The organism is Jeotgalibaca caeni (assembly GCF_028863945.1).
GTDB classification, from domain to species: domain Bacteria; phylum Bacillota; class Bacilli; order Lactobacillales; family Aerococcaceae; genus Jeotgalibaca; species Jeotgalibaca caeni.
The window spans coordinates 1-21,249 of the sequence record NZ_JARBEA010000034.1 but is presented as its reverse complement, the minus strand read 5'-3'; the positions used below and the strand labels follow the sequence as shown (position 1 = coordinate 21,249).

Annotated in this window: 22 protein-coding genes and 1 pseudogene; 19 read left to right on the top strand and 4 right to left on the bottom strand. The window is 39.6% G+C overall.

What is annotated here, in order from left to right:
• Positions 1-4 precede the first annotated feature (4 nt).
• From PVE40_RS08200 to PVE40_RS08155, 10 genes and pseudogenes are all read left to right on the top strand, one after another.
• Positions 5-1,813: an ABC transporter permease gene (locus PVE40_RS08200; protein ID WP_274731415.1), complete on the top strand. Its 1,809-nt coding sequence runs from the start codon at positions 5-7 to the stop codon at positions 1,811-1,813.
• Positions 1,813-2,640 (top strand): glycerophosphodiester phosphodiesterase family protein, encoded by an 828-nt coding sequence (locus tag PVE40_RS08195; protein WP_274731414.1) that lies wholly within the window; start codon positions 1,813-1,815, stop codon positions 2,638-2,640. The genes PVE40_RS08200 and PVE40_RS08195 overlap by 1 nt, the downstream gene beginning before the upstream one ends.
• Before the next feature lie 12 nt (positions 2,641-2,652).
• Positions 2,653-3,669, top strand: a complete 1,017-nt coding sequence (locus tag PVE40_RS08190; RefSeq protein WP_274731413.1) for a YdcF family protein — start codon at positions 2,653-2,655, stop codon at positions 3,667-3,669.
• Between the two features lie 44 nt (positions 3,670-3,713).
• Positions 3,714-4,694: a LacI family DNA-binding transcriptional regulator gene (locus tag PVE40_RS08185; protein WP_274731412.1), complete on the top strand. Its 981-nt coding sequence runs from the start codon at positions 3,714-3,716 to the stop codon at positions 4,692-4,694.
• Positions 4,695-4,803: 109 nt separating this feature from the next.
• Positions 4,804-6,192, top strand: a pseudogene (locus PVE40_RS08180) (sucrose-specific PTS transporter subunit IIBC); the annotation flags it as partial.
• Positions 6,193-6,212: 20 nt separating this feature from the next.
• Positions 6,213-7,610 (top strand): glycoside hydrolase family 32 protein, encoded by a 1,398-nt coding sequence (locus tag PVE40_RS08175; protein WP_274731410.1) that lies wholly within the window; start codon positions 6,213-6,215, stop codon positions 7,608-7,610.
• 125 nt (positions 7,611-7,735) lie between these two features.
• Positions 7,736-8,623 carry a hypothetical protein gene (locus PVE40_RS08170; protein WP_274731409.1) on the top strand — a complete coding sequence of 296 codons (888 nt, stop codon included), beginning with the start codon at positions 7,736-7,738 and terminating at the stop codon, positions 8,621-8,623.
• Between the two features lie 12 nt (positions 8,624-8,635).
• Positions 8,636-9,082 carry a hypothetical protein gene (locus tag PVE40_RS08165; RefSeq protein ID WP_274731408.1) on the top strand — a complete coding sequence of 149 codons (447 nt, stop codon included), beginning with the start codon at positions 8,636-8,638 and terminating at the stop codon, positions 9,080-9,082.
• A gap of 16 nt (positions 9,083-9,098) precedes the next feature.
• A complete protein-coding gene (gene pgeF, locus PVE40_RS08160) occupies positions 9,099-9,821 on the top strand; it encodes a peptidoglycan editing factor PgeF (RefSeq protein ID WP_274731407.1) in 723 nt (240 codons plus the stop codon).
• Positions 9,822-9,827: 6 nt separating this feature from the next.
• Positions 9,828-10,736, top strand: coding sequence for an alpha/beta hydrolase (locus PVE40_RS08155; RefSeq protein ID WP_274731406.1), 909 nt, complete (start codon positions 9,828-9,830; stop codon positions 10,734-10,736).
• An 81-nt stretch (positions 10,737-10,817) separates the two neighbouring features.
• Here the strand turns inward: PVE40_RS08155 and PVE40_RS08150 are convergent, their stop codons facing one another.
• A complete protein-coding gene (locus PVE40_RS08150; RefSeq protein WP_274731405.1) occupies positions 10,818-11,528 on the bottom strand; it encodes a G5 domain-containing protein in 711 nt (236 codons plus the stop codon).
• Positions 11,529-11,722: 194 nt separating this feature from the next.
• Here PVE40_RS08150 and PVE40_RS08145 point away from each other — a divergent pair, with 194 nt between their 5' ends.
• The 5 genes from PVE40_RS08145 (at position 11,723) to PVE40_RS08125 (ending at position 15,783) form a co-directional block, all read left to right on the top strand.
• Positions 11,723-12,172, top strand: coding sequence for a MarR family winged helix-turn-helix transcriptional regulator (locus PVE40_RS08145; RefSeq protein ID WP_274731404.1), 450 nt, complete (start codon positions 11,723-11,725; stop codon positions 12,170-12,172).
• A 133-nt stretch (positions 12,173-12,305) separates the two neighbouring features.
• Entirely contained in the window at positions 12,306-13,703 is a 1,398-nt protein-coding gene (locus PVE40_RS08140; protein ID WP_274731403.1) for a bifunctional metallophosphatase/5'-nucleotidase, read from the top strand.
• A gap of 12 nt (positions 13,704-13,715) precedes the next feature.
• Positions 13,716-14,354, top strand: a complete 639-nt coding sequence (locus PVE40_RS08135; RefSeq protein ID WP_274731402.1) for a YutD family protein — start codon at positions 13,716-13,718, stop codon at positions 14,352-14,354.
• A gap of 40 nt (positions 14,355-14,394) precedes the next feature.
• Complete coding sequence (locus tag PVE40_RS08130; protein WP_274731401.1) at positions 14,395-15,141, top strand: TIGR01457 family HAD-type hydrolase; 747 nt, start codon at positions 14,395-14,397, stop codon at positions 15,139-15,141.
• Positions 15,142-15,783, top strand: a complete 642-nt coding sequence (locus PVE40_RS08125) for a TIGR01906 family membrane protein (RefSeq protein ID WP_274731426.1) — start codon at positions 15,142-15,144, stop codon at positions 15,781-15,783.
• A gap of 21 nt (positions 15,784-15,804) precedes the next feature.
• Here PVE40_RS08125 and PVE40_RS08120 read toward each other — a convergent pair whose 3' ends face one another.
• The 3 genes from PVE40_RS08120 to PVE40_RS08110 are packed head-to-tail and all read right to left on the bottom strand — an operon-like array spanning position 15,805 to position 17,857.
• Positions 15,805-16,311 carry a phosphatidylglycerophosphatase A family protein gene (locus tag PVE40_RS08120; protein WP_274731399.1) on the bottom strand — a complete coding sequence of 169 codons (507 nt, stop codon included), beginning with the start codon at positions 16,309-16,311 and terminating at the stop codon, positions 15,805-15,807.
• Positions 16,312-16,323: 12 nt separating this feature from the next.
• Entirely contained in the window at positions 16,324-17,316 is a 993-nt protein-coding gene (locus PVE40_RS08115) for an NAD(P)/FAD-dependent oxidoreductase (RefSeq protein ID WP_274731398.1), read from the bottom strand.
• Between the two features lie 22 nt (positions 17,317-17,338).
• The gene (locus PVE40_RS08110) at positions 17,339-17,857 is read right to left on the bottom strand and encodes a divergent PAP2 family protein (RefSeq protein ID WP_274731397.1); all 519 of its coding nucleotides are present in this window, start codon (positions 17,855-17,857) and stop codon (positions 17,339-17,341) included.
• A gap of 138 nt (positions 17,858-17,995) precedes the next feature.
• On the opposite strand from PVE40_RS08110, the gene PVE40_RS08105 reads away from it, so the two are divergent.
• The 4 genes from PVE40_RS08105 (at position 17,996) to PVE40_RS08090 (ending at position 20,893) form a co-directional block, all read left to right on the top strand.
• Positions 17,996-18,589 (top strand): peptidylprolyl isomerase, encoded by a 594-nt coding sequence (locus tag PVE40_RS08105; RefSeq protein WP_274731396.1) that lies wholly within the window; start codon positions 17,996-17,998, stop codon positions 18,587-18,589.
• A 102-nt stretch (positions 18,590-18,691) separates the two neighbouring features.
• A complete protein-coding gene (locus PVE40_RS08100) occupies positions 18,692-19,096 on the top strand; it encodes a CvfD/Ygs/GSP13 family RNA-binding post-transcriptional regulator (protein WP_274731395.1) in 405 nt (134 codons plus the stop codon).
• A gap of 20 nt (positions 19,097-19,116) precedes the next feature.
• Positions 19,117-19,512 (top strand): hypothetical protein, encoded by a 396-nt coding sequence (locus tag PVE40_RS08095; RefSeq protein WP_274731394.1) that lies wholly within the window; start codon positions 19,117-19,119, stop codon positions 19,510-19,512.
• Positions 19,513-19,546: 34 nt separating this feature from the next.
• Complete coding sequence (locus PVE40_RS08090; protein ID WP_274731393.1) at positions 19,547-20,893, top strand: glucose-6-phosphate isomerase; 1,347 nt, start codon at positions 19,547-19,549, stop codon at positions 20,891-20,893.
• Positions 20,894-21,249: the final 356 nt, after the last annotated feature.

Here is a 21,249-nt window from a genome sequence, read left to right as displayed (position 1 = left end):
GGCAATGAATCGACTAAAAGAATCAAATATCGTAACGAAAATTCCTTTTTATTTATTTTGCTTGTTTATTGGCTGGTTTATTATTGCTCTTTTAATTTTACCGAACATTAATGTGCTCGTAGATATTTTTTGGGTAGACGGACAATTAAGCTTATCGGCTTTCGATCGGTTATCTCGTTCCAAAAGGGCCATTCAAGCGGTTTTAAATTCCTTTCTACTAGCGATTGCCTTAACCATCACTGTTAATATTGTGGGGACCTTTATCGTGCTAGTGACCGAATACTTTGAAGTAAAGGGTGCAAAGCTTTTAAGAGTGGGCTTCATGTCGACCCTTGTTTTTAGCGGAATGGTATTAAACAACGGTTATCTCTATGTATATGGTCAAAAAGGTGTGATCACAAATGCAATGTTGCGTTTCTTCCCTGAAATGGATCCGAATTGGTTTACAGGGTTTCCAGCTGTTCTTTTTGTTATGACCTTTGCTTGTACAACGAACCATATGTTGTTCTTTAGAAATGGTGTAAAAGGACTCGACCACAACACCATTGAAGCTGCTAAGAATTTAGGCAGCAGCCAATGGCAAGTATTGAAAGACATTGTCTTCCCGACCTTATTCCCCGTTATGATGACATTGATTATCATGTCCTTCCAACTTGGTTTAGGTGCGATGGCTGCACCGATCATGGTTGGCGGCAAATTTGAAACCATTTCTCCGTTAATATTAAGTTTTACGCAACGACCAACTTCAAGGGACTTGGCGGCTTTGCTTTCTATCATCCTTGGATTTGCTCAAATTATCTTGCTGATCGTGATGACTCGTAATGAGAAAAAAGGCAATTATATGTCTATCTCGAAAACAAAAACACGTGTCGCGAAACAAAAAATTGAGAATCCAGTAGCAAATGTAATCGTGCATATCCTTTCTTATTTACTGTTCTTTATTTATGTAACTCCGCTTGTATTAGTGGTTCTGTTCTCGTTTATGAACTTACAAGGAATTTCGCAAACAGTCTTGTCCTTTGACTATTTCACCTTGGAGAACTATGCAAGCATTCTCTCAAACCGCAACAACTTTGGACCACTGTTGACAAGTATGGCGTACGCAGGTGGGGCGGCAGTATTAGCTGTATTGTTTATGATTCTGATTGCGCGAATTGTCATGCAGAATAAAAATAACAAATTAGCAGAGTGGATGGAATACATGTTCTATATCCCTTGGCTCTTACCTGGTTTGATGTTGGCGCTTGGACTAATCATTTCTTATGACTCGCCGTCTTGGCTGCTATTTGGCAACAGCGTAATTGGGAGTGTCTGGATTTTACCACTCGTTTATTTGATTATGATGCTGCCCTCTACACTGCGTTATATTAAAGGGGCTTACTACTCCTTTGATAACAACTTAGAGGACGCTTCTCGTATTTTGGGGTCTTCACCAATCAGAACGTTCGTCCAAATTATTTTACCGGCATTACTACCGACTGCTCTGGCTTTGGTTGCTTTGAACTTCAACAATTTCTTAGCAGACTACGATCTCTCCGCGTTCCTTTATCACCCAGCGTATCCAACATTAGGAATTACGATTCGGAAAAACGCTGACGCGGCAAACAACGTGAATGCAGCTGCGGTAAACCTAGTTTACTCGGTTATTATCATGGGTATCAGCGCTATTATGTTCTATGTCGTATATGGTCGCGGTTCTAAAGTAGGCGAACGAAAGAGTGGTATTAAAAAATCAAAACGAGTGATAAAAGCTCCCGTTATCGAAACAGGATTAGGAGATACAGGGGTTAATCCGCCTGCAGGTGGTCAATAATGGAAACTAATTTATTTCTAAAAAGAAAGCAAGATTTCCCGTTTCTAATTATGTCCCATCGTGGATTTTGGGGTGGAAACATCATTGAAAACACCATCCAATCTGCCACGTTGGCGTATCATGCGGGTGCTGATATTGTAGAAGTAGACATTTGTAAAACAGTGGATCATTCCTATTATCTGTTTCATGATGAAAATGAACCGAAACTACTGGGTCGGAATGAGAATTTTAAGCAATTAACGGCTGAAGAAATCAATCGAAACAGTGTATATAATTCAATCGGAAGTGTGTCAGGGTACAAAATTAATACACTCGAACAATTTCTGGAATGGTTACCGGCGAATCGATTGGTAAATTTGGATCGATCTTGGGAATACTGGCAAGATGAAGCATTCTTCCGCATCTTAAGGAATTCAGGAAAGCAGGAACAACTGGTGTTGAAGTCACCAGTTGATCCTCTTTATCTGGATGCTTTTTCCAAGAATGGGAGAGGGTTCCATTACATGCCGATTGCGAAGAGTAGAGAAGATGTAGAATTGGTTCTATCGTATTCTACTATTGACACGATTGGTCTAGAGGTAATTGTTACCGAAAGACCCTCTCCTTTAATTGATCCAGAATGGGTAAAAGAAATGCAAGATAGAGGGTTCCTGTTTATCGTTAATGCGGAAAGTTTAGGCATTGATTTTCGGTTGTTTGATGGACTTCAAGATGATGGTGCTCTTTTTCAAGGTAGGGATTGGGAAATCATGCTGGATTCAGGAATGACCGTCATTCAAACAGACTGGCCAAATTTTTTGGCAGAGTTTCGACAAAAAAGAGGATAAGTTGGTGAGAAAGTGTCTACCGAATTAGAACGAATAGAAGATTATCAAGGTGAAGTTGACACGACACAATTAATCCCGCAAATGGGGACAAGCTATGGTCATCACAAAGAATTAAAAGAGATTGTTTCGCTGTTAGCTCACTGGCAATATCGCACTGCGCTGAATCAGTTAGATGAGCAGATTGAGAACAATACGGAAGCTGTAGAAGCCTTGTTGTTAAAAGGAGAACTTCTGGGTATTTGGGAATGTAATGAATCTGCGGCAGCAGTTTATCGTACCATTCTAGAACAAGACCCAGAAAATCCCTACGCATTGGTACAACTTCTTATTCAATTGAAAATTCTAAAAGCTCTTGAATCTGAATGTACCGCTTGCTTCGAACAATTAGCAAGCGTTGCTCCCGAGCTCTGTCAGAAAGTAAAAGAAGTTTTCAATATGATTGAACAGCATGCTAGCCAATATAACTTCCCACCCATAGATGGCCCTCTTGACGTTATCTGTGTGTTCGGGTATTTTATGAATGATGATGGAACGATGCCTCTCGTATTAGAAAACCGTCTTCTTTCGGTTTTAGAACTCGTCAGAGAGCATCCAGAAGCACTCGTTCTAGTGAGTGGCGGTGCAGTACGAAATCAATATTCAGAAGCTGTGGCGATGAAAAATTATCTCGTAGAATCTGGAATGAAAGAAGAACAAATTGTTGCCCTTGAACAAGCAAAAGATTCTGTCGGGAACGTGCTGGAGTTTATGGATTATCTGAAGACCGGAACGTACCATCGAATTTGTGCTGTGACAACGATCAGCCATTTACCTCGTGCGTGGATGTCGTTGAAAGTCGGACTTCAAAGAGCTGGAGTAAACGCACAATTATTTGGCTATGCTCTAGAAGAAACGGTTCAGCCAGAAATGCAAGAATTGGAAGAGCGACTAAACTATCAAACCGTTATGCGGTTAGCAGGATTATTTGAAAAACAAGATATCGCAGCTTTTTTATCGGCTGTGTCCTTGGAAAGCGAAAGGCTGGAATAAAATTCCAGCCTTCATTTTACAATAGAGAAAAGGAGGGTAAAACGGTGATTACGATTCGACAAATTGCCAAGGAAGCTGGTGTGTCAAAGAGCACCGTTTCCCGCTACTTAAATAAAGGTTATGTCAGTGAAGAGGCAGCAACAAAGATTAAGTCTGTTATCGAAAAATATAATTATACACCGAATGAATTTGCTCGAAATTTAAAATCAGAAAAAAGCAAATTTATTGGAGTGGTAATTCCTCGAATGGACTCTCCATCGATGATGACCATGGTGGATGGAATCGATCGACTGACTCGAGAAAAAGGCTACCAGTTATTAATATCGAATACAGACTTAAAGGTAGAGCGCGAAATTGAAAGTATAACCAGTCTAATCCAAAATAAGGTCGCAGGTATCATCTTGTTTGCAACTGAAATTACAAAGGAACATCTCGCTTTACAGCAGCAAATGAACCTGCCCATTATTTTCGTAGGGCAAACACATCCAGATGTCTATGCCATTAATCATGATAACTTTGCTGCAGGGAAATTGTTGGCAGAGAAGTTGTTATCCTTCCATCACCAACAGATTACTTATATCGGTGTGCCAGAACGTGACCAATCAGTAGGTAAAGATCGAAAAAGGGGGGTACTTTCCACGTATGAAGAGGCGGGTATTTCCGTTCGCGTAATTGAATCTACCTTCCGCACAAAAGATAATTATTATTTAGCACTTGATCTATTGAAGCACTCATCATCCACTTTATACATTGCTACTACAGATAATATGGCCATGGGGTTATACCGTGCAGCTCATGACCATAAGCTGACGATTGGGAAGGATATATCTATTGCTGGATTTGGAGGGTACTCCTTCAGTGAGTTTTTAACCCCACCCTTAACGACCATTGACTTCCATCATGAGTTGGTAGGAGAGACGGCAGCCCTCAACCTTATGGAATTAATTGATGGGAAAGAAATAGATCGAGAAACCATCATTAATGTCTCTTATTTAGAAAGGGAAAGTGTAAGGGATATCCTTTGACAGCGCATTCACATCATGGTAAAGTCGAGATGTAAGAAGAGGGAACGGTCCCTCTTTCATTTAATTGATTGTGGGACCGGTACCGTAAAAGAAAAAGGAAGAGATTTACTTGGAGAACAGAGAAATAGCGAAAGCTGTCATTGATGCGGTTGGAGGAGAAGAAAATATCAACAGCATTGCGCATTGTGCCACTCGGTTAAGGGTTATGGTTCATGATGAGGATCGAATTGATAAGAAGCGAGTTGAGAATATCGAAAAAGTGAAAGGCGCTTTTTTCAACTCTGGACAATATCAAATTATTTTCGGTACTGGAACCGTCAACAAAATCTATGATGAAGTTATGCAACTTGGCGTAACTGGGACAACGAAGGAAGAAATTAAGAAAGAAACTCGCAATGAAGGCAACTTCTTCAAACGTGCGATTCGTACTTTTGGAGACGTATTTGTACCTATTATTCCCGTCTTGGTAGCAACCGGTCTTTTTATGGGGCTACGTGGACTATTAACGCAACCAGAAATTTTAGGCCTTTTTGGCATGACACCTGAATCAATCAGTGAAAACTTTTTACTATATACGCAAGTACTAACAGATACAGCTTTTGCATTTTTACCAGCTTTGGTTGCTTGGTCTACCTTCCGTGTATTTGGCGGAAGTCCGGTTATTGGGATTGTTCTTGGATTAATGTTAGTTAACCCTGCATTGCCAAACGCATATGCAGTTGCAGCCGGAGATGCGGAACCAATTATGCTCTTTAGCTTTATTCCGATTGTTGGTTATCAGGGAACGGTATTACCAGCATTTATTGCGGGGATTATCGGAGCGAAGCTCGAAAAGAAACTACATCAATGGGTTTCTGAAACCTTTGACTTATTAGTTACGCCATTTGTTACGTTGCTTGTGATGAGTGTTCTTTCTTTGATTGTGATTGGGCCAGTCTTCCACTCATTTGAAAATGTTGTCTTGAATGCAACTCAATGGATTCTTCAACTGCCACTTGGACTAGCGGGATTAATCATTGGTGGATTGAACCAAGTAATTGTAGTAACAGGCGTCCACCATATTTTCAACTTCTTGGAAGTCCAATTATTAACGAACTTGGGTGAGAATCCATTTAACGCGTTAATTACTTCAGGAATGGCAGCGTAAGGTGGAGCTACACTGGCAGTCGGTATGAAAACAAAATCCAAAAAATTAAAAGCATTGGCATTCCCATCAGCACTCTCAGCTTTACTGGGAATTACAGAACCGGCTATTTTTGGGGTAAATTTACGTTATGTACGTCCTTTCATTATGGGACTAATTGGTGGAGCGATTGGTGGGTTCATTGCTAGTATTTTACAATTAGCTGGATCTGGAATGTCTATTACGGTCATTCCTGGAATATTGTTGTATTTAGGCAATGGTCAGTTGCTTCCATATATCTTGGTTAATGTGGTTGCAGTTGCTGCTGGATTCTTGCTTACATACTTCTTTGGCTTTAGTGACAAACAACTAGAAGAATTATAGGAGTTTTTATGATGTTAGATGGAGCAGTTGAAAAATCAAATTATCCCTTGTCTTACCACATCACACCCTTAAAAGGATTACTGAATGATCCCAATGGGTTGATTCAGTTTAAGGGAAAATACCATGTGTTTTATCAATGGAATCCCTACGGTACCGTACATGAGAATAAAACATGGGGACATGTCGTATCTACTGATCTGGTGAAGTGGGAACGGCGGGACATTGCGCTCGCTCCCTCAGAAGACTATGACAGAGACGGTATCTATTCTGGTTCTGCAGTGGTACACGATGAGAAGTTGTACTTGTTTTATACGGGAAATGTAGTAGAAGAAGATGGTACGAAGAATAGCTACCAATGTGTAGCGGTTTCTATAGACGGCGAAACATTTGAAAAGAAAGGTCCGATATTTCAGCATCCAGCAGGTTATACGCGTCATGTACGAGATCCAAAGGTCTGGTATGACGAGTCTGATCAACAGTGGTACTTGATTGTAGGAGCACAAACCGTACAAGAAGAGGGAACTGCACTCGTGTACTGCTCTCCCGATTTAGCGGAATGGACTCTTCAAGGGGAATTACTTCGTGCTCCAGAAATAGAGAAGCTGCAACAGCGCGGATATATGTGGGAATGTCCGGATCTCATTTATTTAGATGGCCATTGGATTTTTCTTTATTCCCCTCAAGGGATAGAGGAAGTAGACAACCGTTATCAGAATATTTTCCAATCCGTTTACGTGACGCTGAAGAAAGAGGAAGATTCTTTCATACTAGAAAATGAGGAGATGAAGGAGATTGACTGGGGATTTGAATTCTATGCCCCACAAAGTTTCTTAAGTGATGATGGCCGTAGAATCATGTACGCTTGGATGGGAGTCATGGAGCCGGAGATGGAACAATCCATGCCGACCATTGCAGAAGGATGGGCACATGCTCTAACCATTCCCCGTAGTTTATCTTTTAAAGATGGAATTCTCAAACAACAGCCCGTCGTTGAACTTGAAGCGTTACGTAAAGATCGGTCCGTTTTCTCATTGGAACAAGATTGGAAACAACAGCTATCAAGTGGTGGGACGGAACTTATTTTCCAATTTGATGAATTAGCTGAACCTTTTGCTTTGCAATTTCTTCAAACCACTTCTTTGCATTATGAAGACCATACGCTTTCGTTAACTCGTCAGAGGTGGTTGGATCAGAAGATGGAATCCCGTAGTATTTATCTTCCAGATGGATTGCGTCATTTACGAATTTATGTAGATGGATCAAGCTTAGAAATTTTCGTCAATGATGGAGCAGCAGTTGCTACCGCTCGTTTTTTTGAAGCAGGAGATTCCTTTGTTACCTATAAAGGGAAAAATAAAGGACTCGCAAGCTGTTATGAGCTGTGTGGAAATGATTCTTTCATTCGTTAATCGTAGTCTTTGAGGTTGGAGCATAAAGTGGCTCCAGCCTCTTATTATTTAGTTGCAATGGTTTTAATTACCACTTTTTTCGTTTCCTTGGTAAAGTTAGAGTATACGAAAAGGGGTGTTAGAGGATGGTTAAAAAGGTTGTGTTGGCGAGTAGTCTTTTATTAGTAGCAGGATGTAGAAATGGAGCCGAAGAGGCTTCTTCCAGTTCAGTTTCAGAAACGGAAGAAAGTGTTTCTTCAATGAGTATGGAAGAAAGTGTTTCTTCAATGAGTATGGAAGAAAGTGAGTCTGTTAAAATTGATTCAGTTAGTTCTGAAGAAAGCGAATCGGTAGCAACAACTCCTGGTACACATGTGTTTTCTGAGATGATTACTCAAAATACATTTTCCAATGAACATGGATATGAGGCTTGGGAAGTTTATCAAACCGTAATCGAAAATTATCAATTAAGTGACTATATGGATCCAGCAGACACGACTGGAAGTACCGTTGATGAGATTGATGCCTTATTCGATCCAGCGATAATGCGCGAAGAAGTGGATATTTCGGAAGAACAAAAGATGGTGCTGTACCGTTTTCCTGATGAAGAGGGTGGAGAATTCAGCGAAATTTCCATGTTCCTCTCAGAGATTGCTTTTTACTTTTTAAATGATTATTTAGTCTTTTCATCGATAACCCCTGGCTTTTATGAAGTGAGTCTTACTGATGCAGAAGAATTCGATGTATTGGGAAATTTGTATACGGTTGAGGAATTAGTAGCTCTAGAGCCGCAAGTATTTACCGTTTCTGAAGTAAAGGTTGAGGGCGAAGTGTTGCGTCAAACGATGGTTCCTGCTCAGCCATTGCCGGATCAAACGGATGTCATGCTGAATGCGATGTACTTTTTTGTATCAGGGGAAGATATTTTGCATTATTCAGTCGTACCATTTGAACAAGTATCTCAAGACTTTCCAACAAATTCGATTTTAATTTTTAATAGTTACTTTAACTGGCTGCAAGAAGGAAATGGATAAGGAGCGGATAAAATGACAGAAACAGTTTATACCAATTATTGGGTTAGTCGAATCGGAAATGTGCGGAAGGAACACGGCAGTTATCGTTCTGAAGAAGAGGCAATCGAAGGAATCAAAGCATGGTGGGAATTGCATAAAGAACACTATCCCGATGCAGAATACAAACGGACTAATTCAGGTGCGTTGGAAGTCGTTTATCAAGATGAACACTCCTATTATCGAATTGAAAAAAGAGAAATAGAAGGGAAGCTTCCTACAAAAAGTTATAAATTAAAACGTCGTGGTGAAACAGACGCCTTACGCTTAAAATACAACTTAAATGAAGAGTCGTGTGTGTTTGATGAACTGGCAGAGCCATTCCGAGATCGTTTAATTGTAGCAATGGCCGATAGTAAGAAAGCAAGGAGTTTTATTTATGACCGAGAAGGGCGGCCAATCCGTGAAATAGAAGTAAAATAACAAGGAGGACTTCAGAATGCATTCGTCTTTATTAGCGAAAAACGGCTTAAAAAATAAAATTGCAGGTGCTGATTATAATTTTCGCTATCAAATGGTAGGTGACCGGATCGAAGAAGATATGATTCGCTTCCTTTCCGAGATGAATATCAAGCCGCTAGAGATTTATAGTGGACAGCAAGTCCATGGTGCCCAGATTGGTTATGCAGATGGAACTAGTGGAGAAGAATTTGTTTTTGGACGAATTTTTCAAGAGACAGATGGTTTGATTACTGATCAACCTGGTATTTCTCTATTTATCAAGTATGCAGACTGTACGCCAATCGTTTTATTTGATCCAGTCAAAAAAATTCAAGCAATGGTTCATTCAGGGTGGCGAGGGACAGTTCAGCGGATTTCCGAACAGGCAGTGGAGCAAATGGAACGGGACTTTCATTGTAGCCGAGAAAATATCTTGGCATATGTAGGACCCTCCATCGCGATGGAACATTATGAAGTGGGATCAGAAGTTTATGAAGCATTTGCTGCCTTCCCAAACCGCGATGACTTCTTCAAACCTCATGGGGAGAAGTATTTATTAAGTATGACCGATGCGAATCTGGCTATAATAAGGGAAGCAGGAATAAAAGAAAACAATATCGAAGTAGAACGCATTTCCACTTTTTCCACTCCTACCTTACACTCTGCGCGAAGAGAAGGGAAAGAGTACGGATTGAATGGATTGCTAACGATGATGGAGTAGATTGTTATGTCACTAGCTGGAAGAGTATTTAAGTATATTTCGTCTAAGGCGGATCAAAAAAGAGATGCCAATCTGACGGTGGATGAGACAATTATGGCACACTATGATGTGCCGTATGGAAACGGGAAAAAATATAATCTTTTGGATGTTTATTATCCAAAAGGTACGAAGGGGAAATTGCCCGTTATTGTAAACATTCACGGTGGCGGATACGTGTATGGAACGAAAAAAAATTACCTTCATTATGGTATGTTTATGGCAAAACAAGGATTTGTTTTTGTGAACTTTAATTACCATCTTGCTCCAAGGAAAAAGTTTCCTCATCAGTTAGGGGAAATTAATCTCGTCATGAAGTGGATTCTAGAACATGCAGATGCATATCATATCGATATCCAAAACATATTCCTTACAAGTGATTCAGTGGGAGCACAAATGGCGAGCCAGTATTGCACGATTCGAACAAATGAGACATTTGCGAAGCGGTTTTCTTTTACGATTCCTGCTGAAATCGAAATTCGAGCGGTTGCTCTGAATTGTGGGATTTATGATATTTCTTTGAAAGCGAAGCAACGCAATGAGACGGGGATGAACATGGAAGCATTGATTATGGACTATTTGGGGACAGACCGAGAAAATATCGATTCCATGTTGCAAGTGACTGAGAATATCACAAGCGATTTTCCGCCAGCATTTGTGATGACAGCAGAATACGACATCTTCAAAGAGGAAGCTTGGTCGATGTATGAATCTTTACGCAAGCGTGGTGTCCCTGTTATTTATCAAAAGTATGGAGAGCCCGGGCAAACCCATATGCGTCATATTTTCCATTGCGATCTGAATTTAGAAGAAGCGAAAGTATGTAATACGGAGCAAGCAAATTTTTTCAAGGATCATATGCGAATGGTTGAGGAATAAAAAATAAAACACAAAAGAGGCGAGAATCATTCTCGCCTCTTTTGTGCTTAGGATAGAAAAGTAAAACTTGTGCCGTGTCGATTAATAAGCGGGCACAAGTGGTAGTGATTCGATTCGTTCTTGTTCTTCTTCAAACGTGGAACCTTCTGGTATATTCACAATGTTTGTACCAACCATCCGAATCTCCGGAACAGGATCGGTCACTTTAATGTCAGTGATATGTTTGCTTTCCCATACTTCATCCTTATAGGTATGCAGCCAAGTTTCCACTGTTTCACCTGGTTTTCCTGGCTGTAAAATTTCAAATTCATCATTATTCATCTGTTCGTTCAACACATAGAGCGTCTCAAATGGAATTTCGATTTTTTCGTAGGTAAGCTCATGTGTATAGACTGGTTCGACGGGAGGAGTAGACTCCTCTACAACTTCTGTTTCTTCTTTTGATTCTTTTTCAGCCGATTCCGCAGGTTCTTTTTCTACTACTTCTTTTTTTTGTTCTTTGGATTCTTTCTCTTCTACAGGGGTTTCAACAGGTGCTTCAACCACTTTTTCTTCACTTTCCTCAACAGTCGGATTACTTTCCTCTGAGAGGGGCTCATCCGATACCGGTGTTTCCTCAACTTTACGAAGTATTTCAAAACGTACGGGAATCGATCCATTTGAATCATTCTCTAATGAAGGCAATGTTAATGCGCTTAGTTGTGAGGTTTCAGCGGAAACATTTTGGCAAGCAGGTAAAAAGACTACCGCGCTAAAAAGTACAAAGAAATTTAACAACGATCTTTTTAACATCTGCACCATCCTTTCCTTATTTATCTCAAACTACATTATACAAGCAACGTTAAAAAAAGAAATAAATATGCCTGTAATTTCATCAAATAATAAGGTAAAATAAGAACTTAAGAAGTTTCATCAATCATTCTTTGACTCAACGCGTGATTAATGGTAAAATTATCTCGAAATCGAAATACACAGGAGGGGACTATATGTCCGAACGTGAAGAGCTTTCTCTACGAGCTTTAACCGTATTGTTACGTTCGTCTCAACATGTGCAAGAAAGTATAAAAAGAAGTATCTCTAAATTCAACTTAAATGCTTCAGAATTTGGAGTTCTGGAATTACTTTATCACAAGGGCGAACAACCAATTCAAAATATTGGTAAAAAAATTCTATTAGCGAGCAGCAGTCTAACCTATGTCATTGATAAATTAGAGTCAAAAGGCTATGTGCATCGTAAACCGTGCGAAACGGATCGTCGGGTGATTTTTACAGCTATCACAGATGAAGGTCGGGAGTTGATGAATCAAATTTTCCCGATTAATGAAAAAGATATTGTATCCATCTTTTCTGTTCTAGAAGAGGATGAATTAAAGCAATATGTGGAGCTTGTAAAAAAAATCGGATTGCATGCCGAAGAATTGAATAAATCTCACTAAAAAAGATCTCCTATATCAGGAGGTCTTTTTCGTATTTTTGCGTGTGAAATAATCCTCATTAATTCAAGTGAATATGGTAAAATATGAACAGTAGGTCTAAAAGATAATGGCAAACGTAAGGGAGGATGAACATATGGATGCAAAAACTCAATGGATTCATTTGTACCATCTAAACGACTTACATTCTCATTTTGAGAATTGGCCAAAAATCAGGCGGTTCTTGAATCAAAAAAAACGAGAACATGAAGCATCAGGAGAAGATGTCCTTCTTTTTGATAATGGAGACTTTCTGGACCGTGTACACCCTTTGACAGAATCAACGAATGGGAAAGCGAACGTCCACTTAATGAATCAAGTATCGTTTGATGCTGCAACGATCGGAAATAATGAAGGAATCGGTAATACGAAACAAATATTAAACCGTTTATATGATGAAGCAACCTTTCCAATCGTCTTAGCGAACCTATTCGATGTTGAAGATGGGCAGTTACCCGAGTGGGTAGAACCATCTACAATTCTTACAACAAAGAGCGGGATGCGTGTCGGCGTTGCGGGGTTGACTGCGCCTCTTTACTTGAGCTACTTACCCAATGGGTGGCAGCCTAAGGAATCTTATGAAGTTCTTCCTAAAATCTTACCCGAGTTGGCCGTAAATTCAGACATTGTCGTGCTCCTTTCCCATATGGGGATTATTGAAGATGAACATATGGCGGAAATGTACGAAGAATTAGATGTCATCATCGGGGGGCATACCCACCATGTTCTTCCAAATGGGAAATTGATCGACGGAACGATGTTGACGGGTGGAGGGAAGTGGGGACAGTATATCGGTCACACATCCTTGCTTTATTCCAACGATGGCATCCAGCAGATCAAAACAGAATTAATTGATTGTGCTGCGTTACCAGAACACTCGAAGGATTTAAGAGAAGTAGATCTATTATGGAAAAAAGGAACAGACTTATTAGAAGAAGAAAAAATAGCAGATTTACCATTCTCTTTAACAAGTGATTGGTATCATTCATCCGATTTGTTAGAAGTTGGTTTGGATGCTATTACAGAATTCGCGCAAGTTGATGTTGGCATGTTGAATGCTGGCTTGTTTCTGGATGATTTGCCAGAAGGGGTCATTACGAAGGGAACCATGCACCGTGTCTTACCACATCCCATGCGATTGATTACCTGTAAGATGGATGGTAAAACGTTCAAAGAGCTAATTTGGAATATGGAACGACAACGGTCCGATTTATTAACGAAGCCAGTTATGGGTATGGGATTTCGTGGAAAAATATTTGGTTCGTTGGCTTATAAAGGAATAAAAGTAGATAGTGAGCAACACAAAATTTATTATCGTGGGAATGAGTTAGCAGATGAAGAAATGATTACCTTTGTAACGGTTGATCACTATCGTTATGTGAGCTTCTTTCCCTTAATTGAAAATAAAGGAGAAAGTGAACTTCTGTTTCCATACTTTTTGCGTGACATCGTAAGTATGTATCTAGCAGAACACTTCCCTCTTACCTATCATTAATGAGGTGAAATAATGAGTCAAAAGAAAAAGAGAGAAACATTGAAAGAGCAAGTTGCTTCAAAGTTAGTAGAAAAAATAACTCCTGTTGAAGGAGAAGAGCCAGAGAAAAAAGAAAAATTAGGCAGTAAAACAGCGATTGAAGTAGTAGACGAAACTCACCTGAAGATTGAAACGAACCTATATACAATTGTGGTGAATCATCGGGATGCTGTCCAGCTGGATGCACTGAGCGACCGATACAACACCATTCTGAATAAATACGATTATATCGTAGGGGATTGGGGTTATGACCAATTGCGTCTAAAGGGATTCTTCAGTGAAGAAGATCGGCGTGCACCTCTCGATAAAAAGATTACTTTTTTGGAAGACTATCTTTATGAATATTGCAACTTTGGTTGTGCGTATTTCGTTTTAGAAAAAGAAAAGACGACCAAACAAAAGAAAGGCAAGAGCAGACGCAAGAAACCGCAACAAACGGAAGAAGATGCTCCACAAGCACGGCAACAAAAAACGCCAGCTAAGAAAAAGGACTTCGTCATTAATAATCGTGATCAAAAGAAAAACGAAGACGACAGAGCCAAGCGTAAACCGCAACGTAAGAAAAATAATCAACCGAATACACAATTCCAAATTCGTAAAAAAGAAGACTAACCAAAAGGAGTGAGCGCATATCAAACGCTATAAAGGATACTTGATTGATTTAGATGGTACCATCTATAACGGTTTAATGCCGATTCCGACAGCAAAGTTGTTCATCGAACGTTTAGAGGGGCAAGGAATCCCTTATCTTTACTTAACGAACAATGCAACTCGTACGCCAGAGGAAGTAGTTGCTTACTTAGCCGAGGTTTGTCAAATCCAAGCAACACCTGATCAAGTTTATACAAGTGGTCTTGCAGCAGTGGATTATATTGCGAAGAATTATCCTAACGGTCGGGTATATGTGGTAGGAGAAGCAGCTTTGGCTCGACAAGTAGAAGAAGCTGGGCTCGTTTTGGTAGATGAGAAAATTCAGGTTGTTCTTCAAGCCTTAGACCGAAAAACGAACTATGAGAAATTAACCATCGCGAGCACCGCTATACGTAATGGAGCTGCCTTCGTGGTGACGAATCCAGATACAAATCTGCCGACTGAGAATGGTTTTGTTCCAGGAGCAGGTACGATTACAGCATTCTTAAAGACAAGTACGCAACAAGAGCCGTTCATCATTGGGAAGCCGTTTGCTCCCATTATGGAAGGGGCCTTATCGCGCCTTGGTCTTTCTAAGGAAGACGTGGTTATGGTAGGCGATAACTATCAAACCGATATCCTTGCAGGAATCCATTATGGCATCGATACGATTCTAACGCTAACCGGGTTTACCCAAGCTGCTGATCTCGTGAGTATGCCTGAACAACCTACCTATGTGGTTCGTAATTTAAGTGAATGGACGGTTTAGCTGATGCAAAAAATAAAGAACGTATTTGGCTCACTAGCAATTTTTTTGTTTATCTTAACAGCTGCAATTGCGATTACAATTAATTTCACGCCGCTCTATTCCTTTGATATTACCTATTTAGACATTGAAGGATTGACTGGTTTATCAAAAGAAGTCATCATGGAAAATTATCAAATTTTGATGCGCTATTTGAATGTACCATGGGTCGGAGAATTAAATATGCCTGATTTTCCTTCATCGGCTAGTGGTCTGTTTCACTTTTATGAAGTAAAGCGTCTGTTTATGTTCAATTACGGCGTAATGATTATTACAGGAATCATCAGCTTTTTCTTTTTAAGAAACCGTAAAAGGTCAGGGGAACTATGGCAGATTCTGAATATAACCCGATTAATGGTGTTTATTCCGATCTTTATTTTATTTTTCATTGCCCTTAACTTTAACCAACTATTTGTGACGTTCCATCAAATTTTCTTCAATAATGATGCGTGGATCTTTGATTGGCGTACGGATCCAATTATCTTGGCGTTGCCTCAAGAATTTTTCATGCATTGTTTTATTCTCGTATTTGTATTACTGGAAGCAGGTTTATGGGCCTTATATTTTTGGACGAAACGACAATTGAGCAACAAAAAAAGAGGCTAAGGCCTCTTTTTTTATTGCATATTATTTCATAATTTCACTCTTATTAGGATCATCATGTGCAATTCGGCTTGCTGCTGAACTAGCGATGGCTCCCACAATATCATCTAAGAATGTATGGCAACTTTTGTCACTCTTGTCATTTAACTTCTGTAGAATACCTGGCTTTACTTTGTCGATGTAGCCATAATTGGTAAAACCAATGGAACCATATACGTTGACGATTGATAGAGCTAAGATTTCATCCATTCCGAAGAGTCCTTCGTCATTTCGGATGATATCAAGAAGCGGTTGAGAAAGTTCTCCTTTTTCTGCTAGTACATCTAACTCAATTCCTGTAATAACAGCGTTTTGCACTTCTCTTTTGGAGAGAACAGCTTTTACATTTTCTCTACACATATCCATCGTTAAATCTGCCACATAATCTTTTTGAAGAAAGACAACTAATTCAGCAATATCATCGAGTTTTACGCCGCGTTCTTTTAATAATTCGAGAGCACGGTGATGTAATTCACTTCCGCTTTTTACCATATCGAATCCTCCTTAGAATAAGCTCGTGCTATGCATTGGTTGAACCCGGGTATCCGGATTAATATAGACCATTGCATTGTTAATGGCTGTTGGGGCTTCCCCAAAACCTGTTGCAATCAAATTCACTTTCCCATCATACGTACAGATGTCTCCAACTGCGTATACGCCAGGAATGGTTGTTTCCATTTTGGTATTTACCACTATGGAATTACCTTTTACTTCGTATCCCCATTTTTTCATGGCACCGATTGAAGAGGAGAAGCCGTAATTAATTAAGAAGTCATCTACTTCAATCTCCATCGTATGATCTTTACGAACTTCTTGTAAGACCACACTGGAGAGACGTTTTCCATCTCCGTTAATAGAAATAGGAACGAAGGGGGTAATGATGTCGACTGTCGACTTTGAGAGCATGTGGATGCTGTGTTCCTGCGCACGAAACTTCGGTCTTCGGTGAATCAGGATGACTTGCTTCGCGATCGGCTCCAGCGTAAGCGCCCAATCAACAGCAGAGTCTCCGCCCCCACAAATCGCCACTCTCTTGTCCCGAAAGCCTTCGATATTATTCACGAAATAATGAAGATTTTCATCTTCGTATTGATCGGCATGATCAATTTCTAATTTACGCGGACGGAACGCACCATTTCCGGAAGAAATAATAACAGCTTTCGAATAATGACGTTGTTTTGAAGTTTGGATCTCAAATATACCATCTTCATTTTTTTCTAAATCAAAAGCTTCTTCATTGCAACAAACGGTCATGTCAAATCGTTCCATTTGTTTAGCTAAATTTGTTACCAAATCTTCACCGGTTACTTTCGGCATCCCTGCGATGTCATAGATTTTTTTCTCTGCATATAACATCCCTGGCTGGCCGCCTAGTTGTGGTAACGCCTCAATAATCTTAACTTTTGCTTGTCGTAAGCCGGCATAGAAGGATGTAAACATTCCTACTGGCCCGCCTCCGATGATTGTAATATCAAATATTTCTTTCTCTTTACTCACTTTGAACCCTCCAGGATCCCTTTTATATAATTCCTAGTCTGCTGTAAATCATACTCACTACAAAAGCAACAAAGATACCGGTCAGTATACCAACAAATACTTCCAATGGTTTATGACCGAGATACTTCTTCAGGATCAATTTTCTCTCTTCAATCGGACTAGCGATATAATCCTCTTCAGTATTTTTATTTTGCTTTACTTGATGCTGGGATAGATTGCGCAGCTCTTTCAACATATCGATTAACACAATCCCTTGTTCACCGCTTTGTCGGCGTACCCCCATAGAGTCAAACATGACGATTACCCCAAATGTAGTAGCAATCGCTACATAGCCAGATGTGTAGCCATATTCCAAGATTAAAGCTGTAATCAAAGCAGTAACTCCCGCCGAGTGAGAACTAGGCATTCCACCTGTCGTTGTCACAATGGAAAGGGAGGTTTTTTGATCCTTAATCAGCTTCGCAATTGGATATTTGAGGATTTGGGTGAAAAAAATGGAGATTAATGAACATACTAATGGAAAATTACTAAATATTATCATTCTCTTGCATCCTTCATCCATAATTAAATACAATCCTATGATAACATGAATCTTTCTATCACTACTAATAAAAAAATACTTGATTGATAGAATGTTGCGAAGGTACTATGGTAGAATGAATAAAAAGGAGGAGAAGAAATGAATCAATTTCCGCAATTAACTGAAAAAACAAAAGAAGACATAAGCGTTATTATGCAAACTACGAAAGGTGACATCCACTTGCGTTTGTTTCCAGAATACGCTCCAAAAGCAGTAGAGAACTTTTTAACACTTGCTGAACAAGGGTATTACAATGGAATTATCTTCCATCGTGTGATCAATGATTTCATGATTCAAGGTGGAGACCCGACTGGTACAGGAATGGGTGGAGAAAGCATGTGGGGTGAGCCATTTGAAGATGAATTCTCTATGAATGTCTTCAACCTAAACGGTGCACTATCAATGGCAAATGCTGGACCAGGTACAAATGGAAGCCAGTTCTTCATTGTAACGAATCGCTCGGTTGCACCAAGTATGCTTGGGCAATTAGAAGCAGGCGGCTGGCCAGAAGAAATTATCGCAGAGTATGAGAAAAACGGGGGAACACCATGGTTGGATCACCGTCATACTGTATTCGGCCAAGTAACAGAAGGCATGGATGTTGTTTATGCGATTGAGCAAGTAGAAAAAGGCGCAAATGACAAACCAGTCGAAGATGTTGTTATCTTAGGAATCGAAAAAGTAACCGAATAGTATTAAACAAATATTGTGTGAATATCATCTCATCTCCGACCTATCTTTTTCTTTATACAGCATGTTATAATGATTCTGAATGAAGAAGGGAAGATAAGAAATATGAAATATAAGATAGGAGATGTCATTCTTGGAACAGTAACTGGCATACAAACATATGGCATATTTGTTTCCTTGGATGAGGATACGCAAGGTCTGATTCACATATCAGAATGCAAACATGGTTTTGTGACCAATTTGGATGAAGTAGTGAAAGTAGACGATGAAATAGAAGCGATGATCATTGATATTGACGAATATACCCAAAAAATTAGTTTATCACTACGAGCCTTGGAAAAAATTCAGGTTCCACCGCATCCACCGCGCAAGAAACATCGAAAAAGAAGGTATACGCCGCAGATTGGTTTCCAATCACTTCGCGAACAAATGCCTGTCTGGATTGAAGAAGCAAAGCTTGATGAAAAAAATCGTACTTCTAAAACAAGTGAATGTTATCATACAAATTAACGGAAGAGAGATGAGTACTCATGGCAGAAAAAGGGTTCGTTGCAGGAACCATTTTGGTTACGAATCAAAAAGGGGAGTCTTTTTTTCTCGTCCATTCTCAAGATGGGAAATTATCTTTTCTTTATGAAAGAATGGAACAGGATACAAAGTTTCCGATGGGCACAATTATGCGTTCCCTATTAACTCATATTCATGCTGATTCTGAAGCTTTACGTATTATGGATACCACTAACATTCGTAGTGAAGAGTTAAACGTCCCGCTGTTTGTCTTTGACCTAACCCTTCGTCCTGAAGATCCGAATGAACTTTTGGTCGAGGGTAGTCCTGTTGCATGGCGCCGAGCAAAAGAACTGGAGAAATTACTAAAGGAGTTCAATTTTAGTGGTGTCCCTGTCTATCGTAGTGAAACATTTTAATAATCGTTTTTATTGGTTGAATGGAGGAAAATAAGTGGCACATATTCAGTTTGATTATTCAAAAGCAACATCATTCTTTGGAGAACACGAAGTATCCTATCTGCAAGATCAAGTAACCATCGCAGATAAAGCATTACGTGAAGGCACAGGTCCTGGAAGTGACTTTACTGGATGGATTGAATGGCCAGAAAACTACGACAAAGAAGAGTTCACACGGATCAAAGCTGCGGCTAAAAAAATTCAAAGTGATTCTGAAGTTCTAGTTGTCATTGGAATCGGTGGTTCTTACTTAGGAGCACGTGCAGCAATCGATTTCTTGAATCATTCTTTCTATAATGTACAGTCAAAAGAAAATCGCAAAACTCCGCAAATTTTCTTTGCTGGAAACAGTATCAGCTCTACCTACTTATCCGACTTAATTGAAACCATCGGCGACCGTGATTTTTCAGTCAACATGATTTCTAAATCAGGTACAACTACGGAACCGGCGATTGCTTTCCGTGTCTTCAAAGAACTATTGATTCAAAAATACGGTGTAGAAGAAGCAAGAAAACGTATTTATTCTACAACGGATAAAGAGCGTGGAGCTGCCAAGCATGAAGCCGATGTGGAAGGATACGAAACGTTCGTTATTCCAGATGACATTGGTGGACGTTTTACTGTGTTAACAGCAGTAGGTTTACTGCCAATCGCAGTTTCAGGGGCAGACGTTGATGCGATTATGCAAGGCGCTAAAGATGCGCAAGCTGCATATGCAAACCCAGACCTAACCCAAAATGAGGCATACCAATATGCGGCAATCCGTAATGTGCTATACCGTAAAGGGAAAGTAACAGAGTTGTTGATTAACTATGAACCAAGTCTTCAATACTTCTCCGAATGGTGGAAGCAATTGTTCGGTGAGTCAGAAGGAAAGGATCAAAAAGGAATTTTCCCTGCAAGTGCGAATTTCTCTACTGACCTTCATTCTCTAGGGCAATACATCCAAGATGGTCGACGCAACATCTTTGAAACAGTTATTAAAGTAGAGAAGGCTCGTAAAAACATTCAAATTCCTGTTCTTGAAGAAGATCTGGATGGATTGAAGTATTTAGAAGGAAAAGAAATTGACTTCGTAAATACAAAGGCATTCCAAGGAACGCTACTTGCTCATACTGATGGAGATGTACCAAACCTATTGTTAACGATTCCTGAAATGGATGAGTATACATTTGGATATATGGTTTACTTCTTCGAAATCGCTGTAGGAATTTCTGGATACTTAAATGGAGTGAATCCATTTGACCAACCAGGAGTAGAAGCGTATAAGAAAAACATGTTCGCTCTTCTAGGAAAACCAGGATTTGAAGATTTAGCAGAAGAATTAAATAAACGTCTGTAAAGATAAATGGAGTCGAGGAGATGATCCTCGGCTCTTTTTCTTTGAACAAGGAAATAGGAATAGATACTAATTGACAGTGCTTCCAATATTGTGGTACAGTAGGTTTTGTGGAAATAAGAATAACTTTTTTTATTTCTCTTCTAAAAAACGTTGACATAACTTCAACGAACGTGTTATTATTTTTAAGTCGCATCGGACACCTAGACATCTAGTTGTAATGAATGCGAAAAGAAAATTTAATAAAAGTGTTGACACTGAAACAGAGTCATGCTATTATTTAGTAGTTGTCACAAAGCGTGTTACACGCCAGACGTGATAACGGATTGACCTTTGAAAACTGAACAAAGAATGAACGA